Annotated in this window: 14 protein-coding genes, 1 tRNA gene and 1 riboswitch; of the genes, 13 read left to right on the top strand and 2 right to left on the bottom strand. The window is 42.8% G+C overall.

What is annotated here, in order from left to right; all coding sequences use genetic code 11:
- Positions 1 to 247 precede the first annotated feature (247 nt).
- The 12 genes from NQ095_RS15855 to NQ095_RS15910 all read left to right on the top strand — a co-directional run bounded on the left by NQ095_RS15855 (position 248) and on the right by NQ095_RS15910 (position 12,836).
- Positions 248 to 320 (top strand) — tRNA-Phe (locus NQ095_RS15855).
- Positions 321 to 670: 350 nt separating this feature from the next.
- Positions 671 to 2,155: a M23 family metallopeptidase gene (locus tag NQ095_RS15860; protein WP_258264444.1), complete on the top strand. Its 1,485-nt coding sequence runs from the start codon at positions 671 to 673 to the stop codon at positions 2,153 to 2,155.
- A 216-nt stretch (positions 2,156 to 2,371) separates the two neighbouring features.
- Positions 2,372 to 3,079 carry a response regulator YycF gene (gene yycF, locus NQ095_RS15865; RefSeq protein WP_060674576.1) on the top strand — a complete coding sequence of 236 codons (708 nt, stop codon included), beginning with the start codon at positions 2,372 to 2,374 and terminating at the stop codon, positions 3,077 to 3,079.
- Positions 3,080 to 3,085: 6 nt separating this feature from the next.
- Positions 3,086 to 4,912 carry a cell wall metabolism sensor histidine kinase WalK gene (walK, locus tag NQ095_RS15870; protein WP_258264445.1) on the top strand — a complete coding sequence of 609 codons (1,827 nt, stop codon included), beginning with the start codon at positions 3,086 to 3,088 and terminating at the stop codon, positions 4,910 to 4,912.
- Positions 4,909 to 6,246, top strand: a complete 1,338-nt coding sequence (locus NQ095_RS15875) for a YycH family regulatory protein (protein ID WP_258264446.1) — start codon at positions 4,909 to 4,911, stop codon at positions 6,244 to 6,246. The genes walK and NQ095_RS15875 overlap by 4 nt, the downstream gene beginning before the upstream one ends.
- A gap of 1 nt (position 6,247) precedes the next feature.
- On the top strand, positions 6,248 to 7,051 hold the full coding sequence (locus NQ095_RS15880; protein WP_258264447.1) for a two-component system regulatory protein YycI: 804 nt from the start codon (positions 6,248 to 6,250) through the stop codon (positions 7,049 to 7,051).
- A 5-nt stretch (positions 7,052 to 7,056) separates the two neighbouring features.
- Positions 7,057 to 7,851, top strand: a complete 795-nt coding sequence (locus NQ095_RS15885) for an MBL fold metallo-hydrolase (RefSeq protein WP_258264448.1) — start codon at positions 7,057 to 7,059, stop codon at positions 7,849 to 7,851.
- 203 nt (positions 7,852 to 8,054) lie between these two features.
- Positions 8,055 to 9,299, top strand: coding sequence for a S1C family serine protease (locus NQ095_RS15890; protein ID WP_258264449.1), 1,245 nt, complete (start codon positions 8,055 to 8,057; stop codon positions 9,297 to 9,299).
- A 110-nt stretch (positions 9,300 to 9,409) separates the two neighbouring features.
- Complete coding sequence (locus NQ095_RS15895) at positions 9,410 to 9,568, top strand: CxxH/CxxC protein (RefSeq protein ID WP_258264450.1); 159 nt, start codon at positions 9,410 to 9,412, stop codon at positions 9,566 to 9,568.
- Positions 9,569 to 9,662: 94 nt separating this feature from the next.
- Positions 9,663 to 10,142, top strand: coding sequence for a 23S rRNA (pseudouridine(1915)-N(3))-methyltransferase RlmH (rlmH, locus tag NQ095_RS15900; RefSeq protein WP_258264451.1), 480 nt, complete (start codon positions 9,663 to 9,665; stop codon positions 10,140 to 10,142).
- Between the two features lie 116 nt (positions 10,143 to 10,258).
- Positions 10,259 to 10,337, top strand: a riboswitch (glycine riboswitch).
- A 127-nt stretch (positions 10,338 to 10,464) separates the two neighbouring features.
- Positions 10,465 to 11,805 (top strand): amino acid permease, encoded by a 1,341-nt coding sequence (locus tag NQ095_RS15905; protein ID WP_258264452.1) that lies wholly within the window; start codon positions 10,465 to 10,467, stop codon positions 11,803 to 11,805.
- Between the two features lie 50 nt (positions 11,806 to 11,855).
- Complete coding sequence (locus NQ095_RS15910) at positions 11,856 to 12,836, top strand: Gfo/Idh/MocA family protein (protein ID WP_258264453.1); 981 nt, start codon at positions 11,856 to 11,858, stop codon at positions 12,834 to 12,836.
- Positions 12,837 to 12,943: 107 nt separating this feature from the next.
- Here NQ095_RS15910 and NQ095_RS15915 read toward each other — a convergent pair whose 3' ends face one another.
- Entirely contained in the window at positions 12,944 to 13,939 is a 996-nt protein-coding gene (locus tag NQ095_RS15915; protein ID WP_258264454.1) for a tRNA dihydrouridine synthase, read from the bottom strand.
- Between the two features lie 345 nt (positions 13,940 to 14,284).
- On the opposite strand from NQ095_RS15915, the gene yiaA reads away from it, so the two are divergent.
- On the top strand, positions 14,285 to 14,755 hold the full coding sequence (gene yiaA / locus NQ095_RS15920) for an inner membrane protein YiaA (RefSeq protein WP_258264455.1): 471 nt from the start codon (positions 14,285 to 14,287) through the stop codon (positions 14,753 to 14,755).
- A gap of 257 nt (positions 14,756 to 15,012) precedes the next feature.
- On the opposite strand, the gene NQ095_RS15925 is transcribed toward yiaA, so the two are convergent.
- Positions 15,013 to 16,203 carry an MFS transporter gene (locus NQ095_RS15925; RefSeq protein ID WP_258264456.1) on the bottom strand — a complete coding sequence of 397 codons (1,191 nt, stop codon included), beginning with the start codon at positions 16,201 to 16,203 and terminating at the stop codon, positions 15,013 to 15,015.
- Positions 16,204 to 16,336: the final 133 nt, after the last annotated feature.

Below are 16,336 nucleotides of genomic sequence, written 5' to 3' on the forward strand. Positions count from 1 at the left end.
CCGGTAGTTCAGTTGGTTAGAATGCCTGCCTGTCACGCAGGAGGTCGCGGGTTCGAGTCCCGTCCGGACCGCCATTTTTATATCTAATATGCATGAAATGATATTCATGAAATGGAAAAGGGTTTCGATAAGCGAGAAGGTCGAGGAAGCGATCGAAGGAACACCGGAGCGTATTTTACATACGTGAGGATGTGACTGAGTGAGCTGACGAAGAGATTCGAAGCTTAGCGGAAGCCGAAAACTATTTGGCTCAGTAGCTCAGTTGGTAGAGCAATGGACTGAAAATCCATGTGTCGGCGGTTCGATTCCGTCCTGAGCCATCACACAAAAAGTACTGCGACGACTTTGACTCTCGTAGTGCTTTTTTATTATGCATTTGTAACATGCATGTAACATGAATCACCTAATCCCTCCTAATTTCTACCACCCCTATTTCATTCACGAATCCACCTTTAGACCCATATCATTCCCAATATGACGCGGATTATCGTACAAGAGGTAAAAGAATATTTTCAGATAAATTATACAGTTATATTACAATCATGATTCTGCGTCCCGGATTTCGTCGAATTATGGTAAATTAGTAAAGTATTAATTTTATAGAATTAAATTAGGCTTAATGAACTACCGTTAATTGGGAGTTTTGCTTTAGTTTATAGGAGGCAAGTCAATGAGTTTTGGAGAGAAGTTATCACCCATTTTAGAAAAATACAAAAAACTTAATATTCGACATAGATCAAGTCAATTAGTGAAGAGAGTAGGGATTACAACACTCGCTCTTACCACTTTAACCTTTTCATCTGCTGCTGCTACGGGGTCTGAAGAAGATTTGCAAACCATCTATCATGTGTACATGGGTAGTGAGTATGTAGGTGCCGTTACAAGTCAGGATGAAGTAAAGGCTGTTTTAGAGGAGAAGCTTGAGAAGGCTCAGAAGGAATTTAGTGATTACCAGGTTGATTTCGATCATGAAGTTACATACATACCTGAGAATGTATTTGAAGCTTCCAAAACAAATAATCAACAAGTCATTGAGAGTTTAAATCAATCTGTAGCAATCGAAGCAAATGCATTTGCTTTGTTTGTCGATAATAAGCCGGTTGCGTATGTGAAAGACGAACAGGCGGCTGAAGAAGCTTTAAAAGCCTTTAAGCTTAACTATGTTTCTGAAGAAGAGCTGGCTGATTTAGAGGCAAGGGAAAAGGACTCTTCGAATATTTCTTTACCCGCTTTAAAAGAAAATGAAACTCGACTATTAGAAGTTTCTTTCAAAGAGAATGTAGATGTGAAAAAGGCACAGGTAAAACCGGAAGAAATGATGTCTCCTAAAGAAGCGGCTGATTTTCTTGAAAAAGGTGAGTTAGAAGAGAAGAAATACAAGGTGCAAGAAGGCGATTCTCTTAGTACGATTGCTGAAGATCATCAATTGACGACCGGTACTTTACTTAAGTTAAACGAAGGTTTGAAAGAGGACGACGCGCTGAAAGTGGGTGCAGAGTTAAACGTTACTGTATACGAGCCACTTGTTCACTTACTCGTTAAGAAGGAAGCAAATAAGATTGAAAAGATCGCTTATGATAAAGAAGTAGAAGAAGACTCTTCTATGAATAAAGGCGACACGAAAGTGAAACAGGAAGGTCAGGACGGTGAGAAATCCGTTACTTTCGAAACGACGGAGGTAAATGGTTCTCAAACTGCTAAAAATATAAAAGAAGAAAAGAAATTAAAAGATCCAGTGAAATATATCGTGATTAAAGGGACGAAAGCCATCCCTTCAAGAGGATCGGGAAGTTTTGGATGGCCGACGAATGGCGGTTATATTTCTTCCAAGCAAGGCCAGCGATGGGGGAAAATGCATAAAGGTATCGACATCGCCCGTCCAAGTGACCGAACCATTAAATCCGTTGATAACGGAAGAGTCGTATCAGCAGGCTGGGACGATGGCGGTTATGGAAATAAGGTCATCATCGATCATGGAAATGGATATAGAACTCTTTATGCTCATTTAGACTCGATCTCTGTTTCTGCCGGCCAAACGGTTGAAAGAGGGCAAAAACTCGGAATCATGGGTGAAACCGGTGAAGCAACAGGCGTTCATCTTCACATCGAAATATTCAAAAATGGATCATTGATTAATCCATTGGATGTACTGTAATGATATAGAGGCAATCAAGCAAGGGACTGACACAATCATTTTAATTGTCAGTCCCCTTTGTTATATTTAGATTATAGTCAACAAGCATTGAAATAAAGGGTATGATAGAGTTAAAGATGAATTAATATGGAGAAAGTGATAAATTTAAAGGAAGAACCTTATACTAATCACAACTTTATATGATCCATTACTTTTTTCTAAAGGAGATCAATTGATATGGAAAAGAAAATACTAGTCGTTGACGATGAGAAACCAATTGCAGATATATTACAGTTTAATTTAAAGAAAGAAGGCTATGAGGTTCATTGTGCATATGATGGCGATGAAGCGGTCAAGATGGCAGAAGAAATCAAGCCGGATCTTGTCCTTCTTGACATTATGCTTCCGAATCGTGATGGAATGGAAGTGTGCCGTGAAATCAGGAAGAAGTATGAAATGCCGATCATCATGCTGACAGCGAAAGACTCCGAAATCGACAAAGTACTGGGACTGGAGCTTGGGGCGGATGATTATGTGACCAAACCGTTCAGTACACGTGAATTGATTGCCAGGGTGAAAGCCAACCTGCGCCGTCATCAGCATGGGGCCCAACAAGCTGTCGAGGATGAGAATAATGAAATCACCGTTGGATCCTTAACGATCCATCCTGATGCCTACGTTGTTTCAAAACGGGGAGAAACAATCGAATTGACTCACCGTGAGTTCGAGCTCCTTCATTATTTAGCGAAACATATCGGACAGGTCATGACCCGTGAGCATTTACTTCAAACTGTTTGGGGTTATGATTACTATGGCGATGTACGTACAGTCGATGTGACTGTCAGACGTCTTCGCGAGAAAATTGAAGATAACCCAAGTCACCCTACCTGGATCGTAACACGTAGAGGAGTAGGTTATTACTTACGAAATCCTGAACAGGAGTAATATGTAATGAAGAAAGTTGGCTTAACCCGTTCGATTCATCTTAAATTTGTTCTGATTTATGTTCTGCTCATCCTTCTCGCCATGCAAATCATTGGGGTTTATTTTGTGCGGGAACTTGAGCAGAAGCTGGTGGAAAACTTTAAAACCTCTATTACCAATAGAGTAAACTTATTAGAATATACCGTAAAAGAAGCAATGTTGAAAAAAAGGACCGAGGACGATCCCACCCTCCAAGAGGATATATTCCGGATATTAAACGATAGCAGTAAGACATCCGATATAGCTGAAATCAGGGTCATTAATAACAGAGCCAGAATAGAGGGGACATCTGATCCTAATAACCAAGGTCAGGTTGGTCAAGTCAGTCCAGAAAAAGAAGTCAAAAAAGCCCTTGCACTCGGGTTTGGAGACGATGATATCTACCTTGATGAAAAGACAAAGGATCGAATATGGGTTTACACCAAACCGATTGAGTCCAACAATGAAGTCATTGGGACCATCTATATCGCAGGTGAAATCGAAACAGTCTATGATCAAATGAATGAAATCAATAAAATCTTCACGAACGGGACTATTATAGCACTGGCTATAACGGCTGTCCTTGGAGTTTTATTGGCCCAAACCGTCACCAGACCCATATCGGATATGAGAAAGCAGGCCTTAGCCATGGCGAAAGGTAACTTCTCGAGGAAGGTAAAGGTCTACGGGTACGATGAGATTGGTCAGTTGGCCATTACGTTTAATAATCTGACGAAGCGTCTTCAAGAAGCCCAGGCAACGACTGAGGGGGAAAGAAGGAAGCTTTCTTCAGTGTTGTCTTATATGACGGACGGGGTCATTGCGACAGATCGAAAAGGTCGGGTCATTCTCATCAATGATCCAGCTGCAGATATGCTGGATGTTTCACGTGAAACAGTCGTTTCGCAGCCGATCGTTTCGTTGTTGGGACTCGATGAGGAATATACATTCGATGACTTATCGAATGAACAGGACTCTATCATTTTGGATTACAGTACTAAAGATAAACCGTATATTTTACGCGCGAATTTCTCTATTATCCAAAAAGAGACGGGCTTCGTGAATGGTCTTATAGCAGTCTTGCATGATATTACGGAACAAGAGAAGATAGATTTAGAGAGAAGGGAATTTGTCGCGAACGTTTCACACGAGCTTCGAACTCCTTTAACGACGATGAGGAGCTATCTGGAGGCTCTGGCAGATGGAGCATGGGAGGATAGGGAAATAGCCCCCCAATTTCTTGACGTGACTCAGAACGAGACTGAGCGAATGATCAGGCTCGTCAATGATCTCCTTCAATTATCCAAAATGGATAGCAAAGACTATCGTTTTAATAAGGACTGGGTGGACTTCATCCTGTTTTTCCATAAAATCATAGATCGCTTTGAAATGACGAAAGATGTAAAGGTAACGTTTAAGCGTTTCTTGCCGGATAAAGCGATGTTTGTAGAAATTGATCAGGATAAGATCACTCAAGTGCTGGATAATATCATTTCCAACGCATTAAAGTATTCACCAGAAGGCGGAACCATTACCTTTACGGTGAAAGAAAAAGAAGGATTCATCGAGATCAGCGTATCCGATCAGGGGCTTGGGATTCCGAAAGATAATCTGGAGAAGGTTTTTGAACGTTTCTATCGTGTAGACAAAGCTCGTACGAGACAAATGGGCGGTACTGGATTAGGACTGGCCATTGCGAAAGAAATGATATCAGCACACGGTGGAGATGTGTGGGCGAAAAGTAAAGAAGGTAAAGGGACTACGATCTTATTTACCCTCCCATATGATTCCACACAAGAGGATGATTGGTCATGAATTATGAAAAAATAAAATCGATAGTCTTAACCTTACTTGTTTGCATAAGTGTGTTTCTTACCTTTAACCTTTGGACCTATTCCCCTGGCTACGATACGATCAACAGCGATGCTTATGATGTTTCAGTCGGGGGGAAACTAAAGGATAATGAATTAAATACGCATCTTATCAAGCCTTATAAGCTCTTTTATCATGGAAGGGACAAAACAGTTGGCACTACTAACCAGACTGAAATGAATAAGGTGACAGAGCAGCTGGGGAAATGGTCGCTTTTTGAAATAAAGAATGTATCAAACGAGTATAGTGTTCAAGAAATCAATACACTTATTCAGGGTCAAGACAAATTTGAACTCATATTTCCTGACATTGTTCCACTATCTGTCTTTAGTCAAGGGTTGAGTTTAGAAGAAAAAAATGTATCTTCTGCTTCCTTTAATCGGATTGTCATCGATTTAGAGAATAATAATAATCGTGATACAGGGTCCATTTTCTTTATTACAGTAAGTGACGATAAAGAGAAAAAGACTGTGTATGAAAGCCAAGTCAGCCTTGCCAGTATGGATTCATTTAAACGAACCTTTGTGCAAAGAGCATTATATAACAGCGCTTATCGTCAATATGTGGAACAACCTATATCTGGGAAGAAAACCATTTTTCTACCCAAGGATGCCGAGGAGTATATCAGTTATTATTACTACACGGAATTAAGTTCTCTGGATGAGTACAAGCAGGCACTATTTAGTGATCCAAATAGCGTGAATATGGGATCAGTGGACGACCTGGTGACATATATGGATGTTTCCTCTATATTGACGGTGGATAAGAATCACAATACTTTTTCGTTTGTTAACCCTTCCGAGGAGAAAGATAATGGATCCGCACCTGCTATGCTTGTTCAAAAGAGCATGGAATTCGTCAATGATCATGGTGGTTGGACAGATGATTACCAACTCTTCTCCATAAGCCCCTATGAAAATAAAATCGTTTATCGCCTTTTTCTGCAAAATCACCCGGTCTTCAATGATAACGGGATGGCTGAAATCTCCCAAACATGGGGTCTGAACGGAATTAATAAATACAGTCGGCCATACTTTAAACTGGACTTTTCGTTTAAAGATACGGCTGAAGTCCTGTTACCATCAGGTTCCTCCGTCATCTATGCTCTGAATCAAGTGGATTCGATCGACCTTAATTATGTAGAGGATATTGCTGTTGGTTACAAAATGACAAGAGACCCTAATGAAAGCAGAAAGCTTAATTTCGAACCCTCCTGGTATTATAAATACGATGGGAATTGGTTGAGGTTATCCGTCGATGACAAGGAGGGACTGTAAATTGGATTGGAGTAAAACGAAAAGTATTTTCATCATTGTTTTTCTAGTGTTAGATATCTTTTTGATGTCCCTTTTTATTAATAAAGTGGGAGAAAGCAATCCAGAAACCCTCAGTCAGGCTACATTTGAGGAAAAATTAAAAGCGGACAAAATTAAATACCCAAAGACGTTGTCCCAGGATCCAACGGAAGAAAAATATATACAGGCTAAATCGAGGAAGTTTAAGGACGAAGACCTCAATGTTTTAAAGAACCAGGATGTTACTATCCTAAACGAGAATACGATTCATTCAACTTTAGATGACCCAGTCGCATTAGATAAGGATTTTTCTCCGGATGATTTAGCAGACTTCATGAAAAATCAGGTCCTTGATGGAAATAAATATAGCTTTTGGGATTATAACAAAGATGAACAGATAATCACGTATTTTCAAACATATCAGGGAAGACAGTTGTTTAATAATACGAACGGAAAGATTGTTCTGACCGTCAATAATGAAAATAAAATTGTATCTTATAAACAGTCAATGCTTGAGGATCTGAATGAGTTTGGGGAAGATAAATCCATCATTCCTTCCTTTGTAGCATTGCAGGGCCTTTATACGAATCAAAAAATCGGTACAGGAAGTGTCGTTCATAAACCGAAATTAGGGTACTGGACGTTTCTGTCCGAGGAGTCACAGGTCCTTGCACCAACCTGGCATTTTGTGGTGGAATCAGGAAACAAGGAAGAAGATTTGTTTATCAATGCGGTAGAAGGACAGATCGTGGAGATCAACAAACCGGAAAAAGAAACATTGGAGTGAGAGATATGACGATGCATTTTAGTGTACTTGCAAGCGGCAGTACGGGAAATGCGATATTTGTTGAATCGGAGGAACATTCCTTTCTTGTCGATGCCGGATTGAGCGGCAAGCAGATGGAAGGATTGTTCAGCCAGATTGACCGAAAGATTGAAGATTTGTCGGGGATTCTGGTCACCCATGAACATAGTGATCACATTAAGGGGATCGGTGTGTTGGCTAGGAAGTACAAGCTGCCGATCTATGCAAACGATAAGACGTGGAACGCCATGGACGGTCTAGTGGGGAAGATTGATACAGAGCAGAAGTTTTCCTTTGACATGGAAACGGCCAAGCACTTTGGAGGCATAAGCATAGAGTCCTTCGGTGTGTCGCACGATGCGGCTGAGCCGATGTTTTATGTCTTTCACCAAGGGGATAAGAAGCTTGTTCTTGTCACCGATACGGGGTATGTAAGCGATCGGATGAAAGGGATCATCTCGAATGCCGACGCCTATGTGTTTGAAAGCAATCACGATGTAGGTATGCTCCGGATGTGCCGTTACCCATGGAATATCAAACGTCGGATCCTTAGCGATTATGGCCATGTATCCAATGAAGATGCGGCCATAGCTATGAGTGAAGTGATGGGGGATAACACCAAGGGTATATACCTGGCTCATCTAAGCCTCGATAACAACATGAAAGATCTCGCAAGGATGAGTGTCACCCAAACACTCGAATCAAAAGGAATCATGGTAGGAGAACAAATCGATCTATTTGATACGGATCCTAAAGTACCAACACCTTTAGTTGCGATTTAAACCGATTCAAATGTTTATGATTTCTTTGTTTAAGGTATGAAAAAGGTGAGGGCTTATGTCTTCGCCTTTTTTGTTTACATAAAAAGTAACCTAATAAATTTCTTACCATCTTTTCATCATTTTTTAATTTAATCTGACTATAATCGGGCTTGTAAAGATAAAATAACTAAAGGAATAGCTGGCAGAAAGGATGAAGAAGATATATGGGATATTATGACGGCAATCCTAATTCAGAAGGCAGGAGCGGCAGGCAAAAGGGAAATCGGGGAGGAATGTTTTTGGCGGGGCTGTTGGGCGTCGTCCTTGGGGCGATTCTCGTAATCGTGGCCATTCCTCAACTGACAAACCTTGATATATTACCTTATTCGGTCCAACCGGATCAGGATTTGAAAGAAACGGACCAGACGTATCATAATGGAACCACGAAGAATGTGTCTGTCAATGTGACGACGGATGTGACGAAAGCCGTTGAAAAGACTGGAGACTCCGTGGTAGGAATCACGAATATCCAATCCCAGAGCTTCTGGGGTCAGGGTGGTGGTCAGACTCAGGACCAGCAGGCAGGTACGGGGTCAGGGGTCATGTATAAAAAAGAAGGTAAAACCGTTTATATCGTGACGAATAATCACGTGGTTGAAGGGGCCGATCAATTGGAAGTCACCCTCGCTGACGGTACAAAGGTCCCTGCTAAACTCCGTGGTACTGATGTTTGGACAGACCTTGCCGTCATTGAAATCGACGGAAGCAAGATCAAGGATGATGACATTGCCGAGTTTGGAAATTCAGATGAGCTGAAAGCAGGTGAGCCTGTCATCGCCATCGGAAACCCACTAGGTCTTCAATTCTCAGGTTCCGTGACGCAGGGTGTCGTTTCAGGTGTGGAGAGAACGATTCCTGTCGACATCAATCAGGATGGAATGGAGGATTGGAACGCAGAGGTTCTGCAAACCGATGCAGCCATCAACCCCGGGAACAGCGGTGGAGCCCTCATCAATATTTCAGGTCAGCTGGTCGGGATCAACTCCATGAAGATCGCCCAGGAAGCGGTAGAAGGAATCGGACTTGCCATTCCAATCAATTCTGCCCGACCTATCATTGAAGACCTCGAGCAATACGGAGAAGTGAAGCGTCCTGCAATGGGGGTGACACTGGAAGACGTCAATCAGATTTCTGCCTATCACCAGCAGGAAACCTTGAAGCTTCCGAAAGATATCCATTATGGTGTGATGATCAGACAAACCGTTCCGAATTCGCCTGCTGCTCAAGCTGGATTACAGGAGCTGGATGTCATCACTGAACTTGATGGTGAGAAAGTCGAGAATGTAATCGACTTGAGGAAGCATCTTTATAATAAAAAAGAAGTGAATGATCAAATGAAAGTGACCTTCTATAGAGATGGAAAGAAGAAAGAAATCACGATGAAATTGACGGATGAATCCCGATTATAGAATAGGGATAAAACGAAAAGCAGGAAGGCGGTGCGCCCTTTCCTGCTTTTTCTTTACATGATATGATGATTGTGGATAAGTATATAAACTACTTTTTAGGAGGAAACGACATGATTTACTGTTGCTTGGAGCATGTGGAATTAGCCATGGATATTGTCGTAGATGAGCATGAGGTAGCCCCTCAACTAACGGAGCTTTCTGAAGATAAGAAGTTATCCACAACCTGTGAATATTGTGGGAATAACGCAATATATATTGTGGCGAACTAATATTCTCATACCATATCAAGAGAGGTAATGTGGATATGTGGATAATTTCTGTGGATAACGTGTTTGTAAATTGTTTGTAAAGCGAGTGTGGATAGTGAACATCACAATAGTAACGGTTGGAAAGCTGAAAGAAAAATATTTAAAACAGGGCATCGATGAATATGTGAAGCGTCTCGGTGCGTACTCAAAAATTGATATTGTAGAGCTGGCAGATGAAAAGGCCCCAGAAGTATTGAGTGACTCTGAAATGGAGCAGGTGAAGAATAAAGAAGGGGAACGGATCTTAGCGAAGATCTCACCCGATCATCATGTCATTGCCCTCGCCATTCAAGGGAAAATGCGTTCTTCAGAAGAACTCGCAGATAATCTGGACAAGCTTGCCACGTACGGAAAAAGCAAAGTGGCGTTTGTTATCGGAGGATCACTCGGATTAAGTGATAATGTGATCAAGAGATCCAATGAAACCCTTTCGTTTTCGAAAATGACATTCCCTCATCAGCTAATGAGATTGATATTGGTGGAACAGATTTATCGGGCGTTTCGGATAAATCGGGGGGAACCGTATCATAAATAATCCCTCCTGTTGACAAAATCCATATCAGCCCTTAAAATTATCAACTATTCGACAGTGAAACGTTAAGCGAATAAAATTAATAGAAAGCTATGATTGCTATGGATCATCCCGTAGCAGGAGCAGCTTCTGGAGAGACCGCGGAATCCGCGGCGCCGAAGGGTTCATTATCTCAGGCAAAAGGACAGAAGAGTATCGGATATTTCTTTGGTGTGTGCTCATGCCAAATGATATTTGTTATTCTTATGACCACGAGATTGGAGCCCATCCAATCTCTTTTTTTGTGCTCAATTGTTGAAGTGCTGGTTTTAAGGAGGAGTTAGTGTTGGAACAACGAGAGTTAAAGAGGGATCTATCGAATCGCCACGTTCAGCTGATCGCGATTGGGGGTACGATCGGTACGGGGCTATTCTTAGGTTCCGGTAAAGCGATACAGCTTGCAGGTCCCTCGATCATCTTCGCTTATTTAATTGTGGGGATTGCCCTTTTTTTCGTGATGAGATCTCTTGGGGAGCTGTTGTTATCGAAAGCCGGGTTTCAATCGCTGCCAGACATTGCGGAAGAGTATCTTGGACCCCGGTTCTCCTTTGTGACGGGTTGGACGTACTGGTTTTGCTGGATCATGACGGCGATGGCCGATGTGATTGCTGTTGGTGTTTATGTGAAATATTGGTTTGACATCCCGCAGTGGGTTCCTGCACTTATTTGTGTCATCATTTTATTGGGACTCAATTTATTAACGGTCAAGCTGTTTGGGGAATTGGAATTTTGGTTTGCTTTAATCAAAGTCATTACGATCCTTGGGTTAATTGCCCTTGGTGTCATTCTGCTGGTGATCGGGTTTAAGACTGACTCTGGGGCGGTTACGGTTCAAAATCTGTGGGAGCATGGCGGATTTTTCCCGAACGGAATATCAGGTTTCTTCCTTTCCTTCCAAATGGTCACCTTTGCCTATGTCGGTGTGGAATTAGTCGCTGTATCGGCAGGGGAAACATCCAACCCGGAGAAAAATATCCCCTCCGCCATCAATAAAATTCCTTTGAGGATCTTATTTTTCTACGTAGGGGCCCTGACCGTCCTCTTGTTCATTAATCCATGGATGGAACTGAATGCAGCAGAAAGTCCATTTGTGAAAACTTTTAGCTTGGTCGGAATTCCGCTGGCGGCAGGTGTCATTAACTTTGTCGTTTTAACATCAGCGGCTTCTGCCTGTAATAGCGGGATGTTTTCTACCAGCCGAATTCTGTATCATTTAAGTAAAGATCATCAGGCATCCCCTCGTTTTGCCAAACTGAATCAAAATCATGTTCCGGGTAACGGGTTATTCCTATCCACACTGGTCATATCAGTAGGGGCTCTATTAAGTAAGCTTATACCTGAGCAGGCCTTTGGTATCGTGACGACTATAAGTGCCATTTGTTTTATTTGGGTTTGGAGCATCATTCTGATCAGTCATATAAAATATAAAAAAAGCCGTCCGCATTTACACGAGAAATCGTCATTTAAAGCACCGCTCACTCCTCTGATAAATTACGTCGTGCTAGCGTTGTTTGCAGGGATCCTTGTGATTATGCTGTTTTCTGAGGCTACTCGTCCAGCCTTACTGTTGACTCCTCTATGGTTCATTCTCTTATTTATTTTGTATCGGATGAGGAGCAAAGGGTAACGCTCATTGTTACAATGGAAGTAAGACGAAACACTAGGGGGAACGTAATCATGGAATTTGATAAAGTCCGATGGGGAATCATCGGCTGCGGAGATGTGACAGAAAAGAAAAGTGGCCCAGCATTCCAAAAGGTACGAAACTCCGAGCTTGTTGCAGTCATGCGGAGGACAGGTGAGCTGGCGAAGGATTATGCCGAAAGACATGGAGTAGCGAAGTGGTACGATGATGCCGATGCGCTGATTAACGACCCTGATGTGGATGCAATTTATATCGCTACCCCACCTGCTTCACATATGGAATATACCCTCAAGGCGGCGGCTGCCGGGAAGCCGGTTTATGTTGAGAAGCCGATGGCACGTACCTTCGATGAATGCAATGAGATGGTGGCAGCTTGTAAGAAGGCGGGTGTGCCTTTGTATGTAGCATACTACCGTCGGGCTCAGGAACGGTTTTTGAAGATAAAAGAATTGCTTGATCAAAACGCGATCGGAGACATTCGTTTTGTCACCTCGACCCAGTATCAAACAGCGGGGGAAGATGTGAAAGATTCAGACCATCTACCTTGGCGTGTTCAGCCCGAAGTAGCTGGAGGCGGGTTGTTCTTCGATTTGGCCAGCCATACTCTTGATATTCTCGATTTTCTGCTCGGACCCATTCAAGAAGCACAAGGATATGCTTCCAATCAAGGGGGGTATTACGAGGCAGAAGATATTGTGACGGGTACATATCAGTTTGAATCCGGCATTCAGGGAGTCGGGACATGGTGTTTCACAGCTTTTGAAGAGATGGATGTAAATGAGATTGTCGGAAGTAAGGGGAAGATTCGATTTTCTACATTTGGAGACGACCCCGTCACATTGACAACAGTTGAAGGAAAAGAGCAATGGAGTTTTAAGCGGCCGCTTCATGTCCATCAGCCGCTTGTAGAATCAATTGTAGAAGAGCTGACCGGGAGTAGTGTATCGTGTCCCAGTACTGGAGACTCTGGTGCACGGACCAACTGGGTGATGGACTGGGTTGCAGGGAAGTAGAACGTATCTGCTTTTTGTTGCTATACTACGTCGGATGGCATCCCGGCCATTCAAAAAAAGAGAGAAGAGCATTATGTTAGCTCTTCTCTCTTTTTTCCTGCTTTTATTTACTTAGACACAGAAAAGCCTTCATCCTCTTTCACTGCATCTGCATATTCATCTAAAAGAGCACGAACTTCATCGGTGGTTTCTGATTCCATCAGACGATTTCGCAGTTCACTTGCTCCGCGGAATCCACGTACATATATCTTAAAGAAGCGGCGAAGTGGCTTGAATTGGCGCGGCTCAAGTTCTTCTGAGTATTTATCATGAAGATCGAGCTGCAGACGAAGGAGATCGAGCAGTTCCCCGCTAGTATGTTCTTTCTTCTCCTTTTCGAAAGCGAACGGATTGTGGAAGATCCCACGTCCAATCATAATGCCGTCTACACCGTATTTCTCCGCAAGTTCAAGCCCCTTCTCTCGGTCAGGGATGTCGCCGTTGATCGTCAGTAATGTATGAGGGGCGATTTCGTCACGAAGCTTCTTGATTTCAGGAATCAGCTCCCAGTGAGCATCAACGTCACTCATTTCCTTTTTCGTGCGGAGGTGGATGGAAAGATTGACAATGTCCTGTTCCAATAGGTGCTTCAGCCAGTCGTGCCACTCCTCGACTTTTGTGTAACCAAGTCGTGTCTTCACACTGACGGGAAGTCCCCCCGCTTTGGCTGCCTGGATAATTTCCGCTGCAACATCCGGTCGGCGGATCAGGCCGGAACCTTTTCCATTCGCTGCGACATTGTGTACGGGGCATCCCATATTGATGTCGATTCCGCGAAAGCCCATTTTAGCCACTCCGATACTGGTTTCACGGAAGTATTCGGGCTTATCCCCCCAAATGTGGGCGACAATCGGCTGTTCGTCTTCCGTGAACGTCAGACGTCCGCGCACGCTGTCCTTTCCTTTCGGATGACAATAGCTTTCTGTATTCGTAAACTCTGTAAAAAACACGTCAGGTCTCGCCGCTTCACTCACAACATGACGAAAAACGACATCGGTCACGGCTTCCATCGGTGCCAGAACAAAAAATGGCTTAGGCAACTCATGCCAGAAATTTTCTTTCATAATCTATTTAAACCCTTTCCTTTAGGGAAGCATATTCCCAAAATTAAAAAGTAAGATGCTTTACTGTTATCCATTCCCGATTAAGATGGATTCCAACCAGTATATACTTTAATCGTATTGGACGAAAAGTGCAAGGGAACGCGTCGTCTTATTAAGAGGGAAATACTTATTATTGAAGAAAAATGAACCAATTGTAGAATAGATTAATAAGGTGGTCGGGATAGGGTGATAAGCACATTGAATATGGAAGAATTTATTTCATAATACTGAACAAAATCTGTAAAAAATTGCTATAATTGTTACAGAAGCAGTGTATGGAACTGCGACAGTAAAGGGGAGCCGTCAATGTCTGATTTAAATGAAAATCTGTTAATGAAGAGCGATGAAAAGAAACCGAAGATCAAGATGGAAAGAAAAGAAGGGGAACCGACTTCTGCATTTAAAGGGGCAAGCTGGGCAGCTTTGGTGATAGGGGTTTCAGCTTATCTGATCGGCTTGTTCAATGCCGGAATGGAACTCAATGAGAAGGGGTATTACTTTGCGGTACTGGTATTCGGACTCTATGCAGCTGTATCCCTGCAAAAAGCGGTAAGGGACAAGGAAGAGGATATACCTGTTTCGGGAATCTATTATGGTCTCAGCTGGTTCGCCGTCATTGTAGCCATATCGTTGATGACCATCGGACTTTATAATGCCGGAAGTATCATCTTAAGTGAAAAAGGATTTTATGGAATGTCGTTTGTTCTTAGTTTGTTTGCGGCCATTACGATTCAGAAAAACATCCGGGATACCCAGGTGGCAAGAGATAGAGACTAATGAGTGGCGGTACTGCTTGCAGTGCTGCCCTTTGTCGTTCATATAGCTTTCCTGAAACCCATACTCCTCCCCACTTCAATGAAAATTCTGAGGTTCGCTTGATTAGTTGAAATCCTGCACGAAAAACAACTTTTAAACCGCACGATCCAGATCATTTCTCGCATGTTTCCTTCCATAAAAATCTTCCATCACAGTAATCCAGTTAAAAAAGAAGCATCCAAGAACAATATTACGTTCTGGATACTTCTTTTTTAACGTTATGTTGCACTTACCTGCTTCTGATCTAAGCGATAACTGAAGAAAGTCAGCAGACTCGCACAAATTGCAACCACTCCTCCGACGAGTGTCACATTCATCAACGGACCCTGATGGTAGACCAGACCTCCGAGTGCTGATCCCATAGCGATGCCGACATTGCTTGCAACGGGCATCAGGGAAGCGGCTAGGCCAGTCGCTTTTGGTTGATACACACCTGCAAGGTCAATCAGGTAAAGCTGGGTTGATGTGGTAAGGAGGATGGCCATCAAGGACATCAATCCGATATTGATCAATCCAACGATAAAATGATCGGTCGTAAAGTACAGGGCAAACAGAACAAATGCCTGGATAAGAAACACGAATCGGAGGCGTCCGATGGCATTGTGACTGGCAATCTTCCCTGCAAGGATGTTGCTGAAGATCGAGATGAACCCGTAAGCGAACAGGATCAAGCTGATGGAATTGCCTGGTGCTCCCATCTTGTTCAGAATCGGGACAAGATACGTAAATACTGCATAGGTCGCACCGAAGCCAAGGGATGGAATGAAGAAAGCCATCAGGATCCTTGGATGGGTCAATAAGGAGAACTGATCCCGCATGGAACTGCGGTATTGACTGAGCTTACTCGGTAAATTCAAGAACGATGCCAAGAAGGCAACGACACCTAGTAACGTCGTCAATAGGAACGTAGCATGCCAGTTGTACCATTCGGCAATGACCGTGCCGATGGGGACTCCGATGACGTTTGCCAGGGTGAACCCGCCGAACACGAATGAGATGGCGACTCCTCTTTTTGTGACGGGAATGGCCTCACTGGCGATCGTCATGGCAAGTGAAATCAACACTCCTGTCACAATCGCTGTCAGCATCCGAAGACCCATAAGCATGACGTAGCTTGTGGAAATCACGCACAAAGCATTCAAAATGATGAATGCCCCTATCAAACACAACACCCATTTCCGCTTTGGAAAATGACTTGTTGCAGACATGACAATGGGCGTGGCGATGGCAAAGATAATGGCAAATGCTGAAACGAGCGTGCCTGCCTTTGCATTCGTTATATGGAGACTTGAAGAAATCTCCGTTAAGATCCCGACGATGACAAATTCGCTTGTCCCGAGAACAAATGTTAATAACGTAAGGGTAAAAATAAGGAACCAATGTTGTTTAGATAATACCGTTTCTTTCATAAGTACCTCTTTTCTAAGTTGAATATCCATATGGGATAGAGTGGGCAAACAATTTAACCATCATACCATAAAACATTTTTTTGCAGTAACCCTTGTATGGAAAAAATATAAACAAAAGAGCAGGGCTCATTTT

This window comes from Rossellomorea sp. SC111 (assembly GCF_024733565.1).
Lineage (GTDB): Bacteria > Bacillota > Bacilli > Bacillales > Bacillaceae_B > Rossellomorea.

What these genes read in the sequence shown, in the direction of transcription:
- NQ095_RS15890 (WP_258264449.1), top strand. Translation starts at nt 8,055, where the DNA reads ATGGGATATTATGACGGCAATCCTAATTCAGAAGGCAGGAGCGGCAGG.
- NQ095_RS15875 (WP_258264446.1), top strand. Translation starts at nt 4,909, where the DNA reads ATGAATTATGAAAAAATAAAATCGATAGTCTTAACCTTACTTGTTTGC.
- walK (WP_258264445.1), top strand. Translation starts at nt 3,086, where the DNA reads ATGAAGAAAGTTGGCTTAACCCGTTCGATTCATCTTAAATTTGTTCTG.
- yiaA (WP_258264455.1), top strand. Translation starts at nt 14,285, where the DNA reads ATGTCTGATTTAAATGAAAATCTGTTAATGAAGAGCGATGAAAAGAAA.
- NQ095_RS15925 (WP_258264456.1), bottom strand. Translation starts at nt 16,203, where the DNA reads ATGAAAGAAACGGTATTATCTAAACAACATTGGTTCCTTATTTTTACC.
- yycF (WP_060674576.1), top strand. Translation starts at nt 2,372, where the DNA reads ATGGAAAAGAAAATACTAGTCGTTGACGATGAGAAACCAATTGCAGAT.
- NQ095_RS15915 (WP_258264454.1), bottom strand. Translation starts at nt 13,939, where the DNA reads ATGAAAGAAAATTTCTGGCATGAGTTGCCTAAGCCATTTTTTGTTCTG.
- NQ095_RS15860 (WP_258264444.1), top strand. Translation starts at nt 671, where the DNA reads ATGAGTTTTGGAGAGAAGTTATCACCCATTTTAGAAAAATACAAAAAA.
- NQ095_RS15910 (WP_258264453.1), top strand. Translation starts at nt 11,856, where the DNA reads ATGGAATTTGATAAAGTCCGATGGGGAATCATCGGCTGCGGAGATGTG.
- NQ095_RS15895 (WP_258264450.1), top strand. Translation starts at nt 9,410, where the DNA reads ATGATTTACTGTTGCTTGGAGCATGTGGAATTAGCCATGGATATTGTC.
- NQ095_RS15885 (WP_258264448.1), top strand. Translation starts at nt 7,057, where the DNA reads ATGACGATGCATTTTAGTGTACTTGCAAGCGGCAGTACGGGAAATGCG.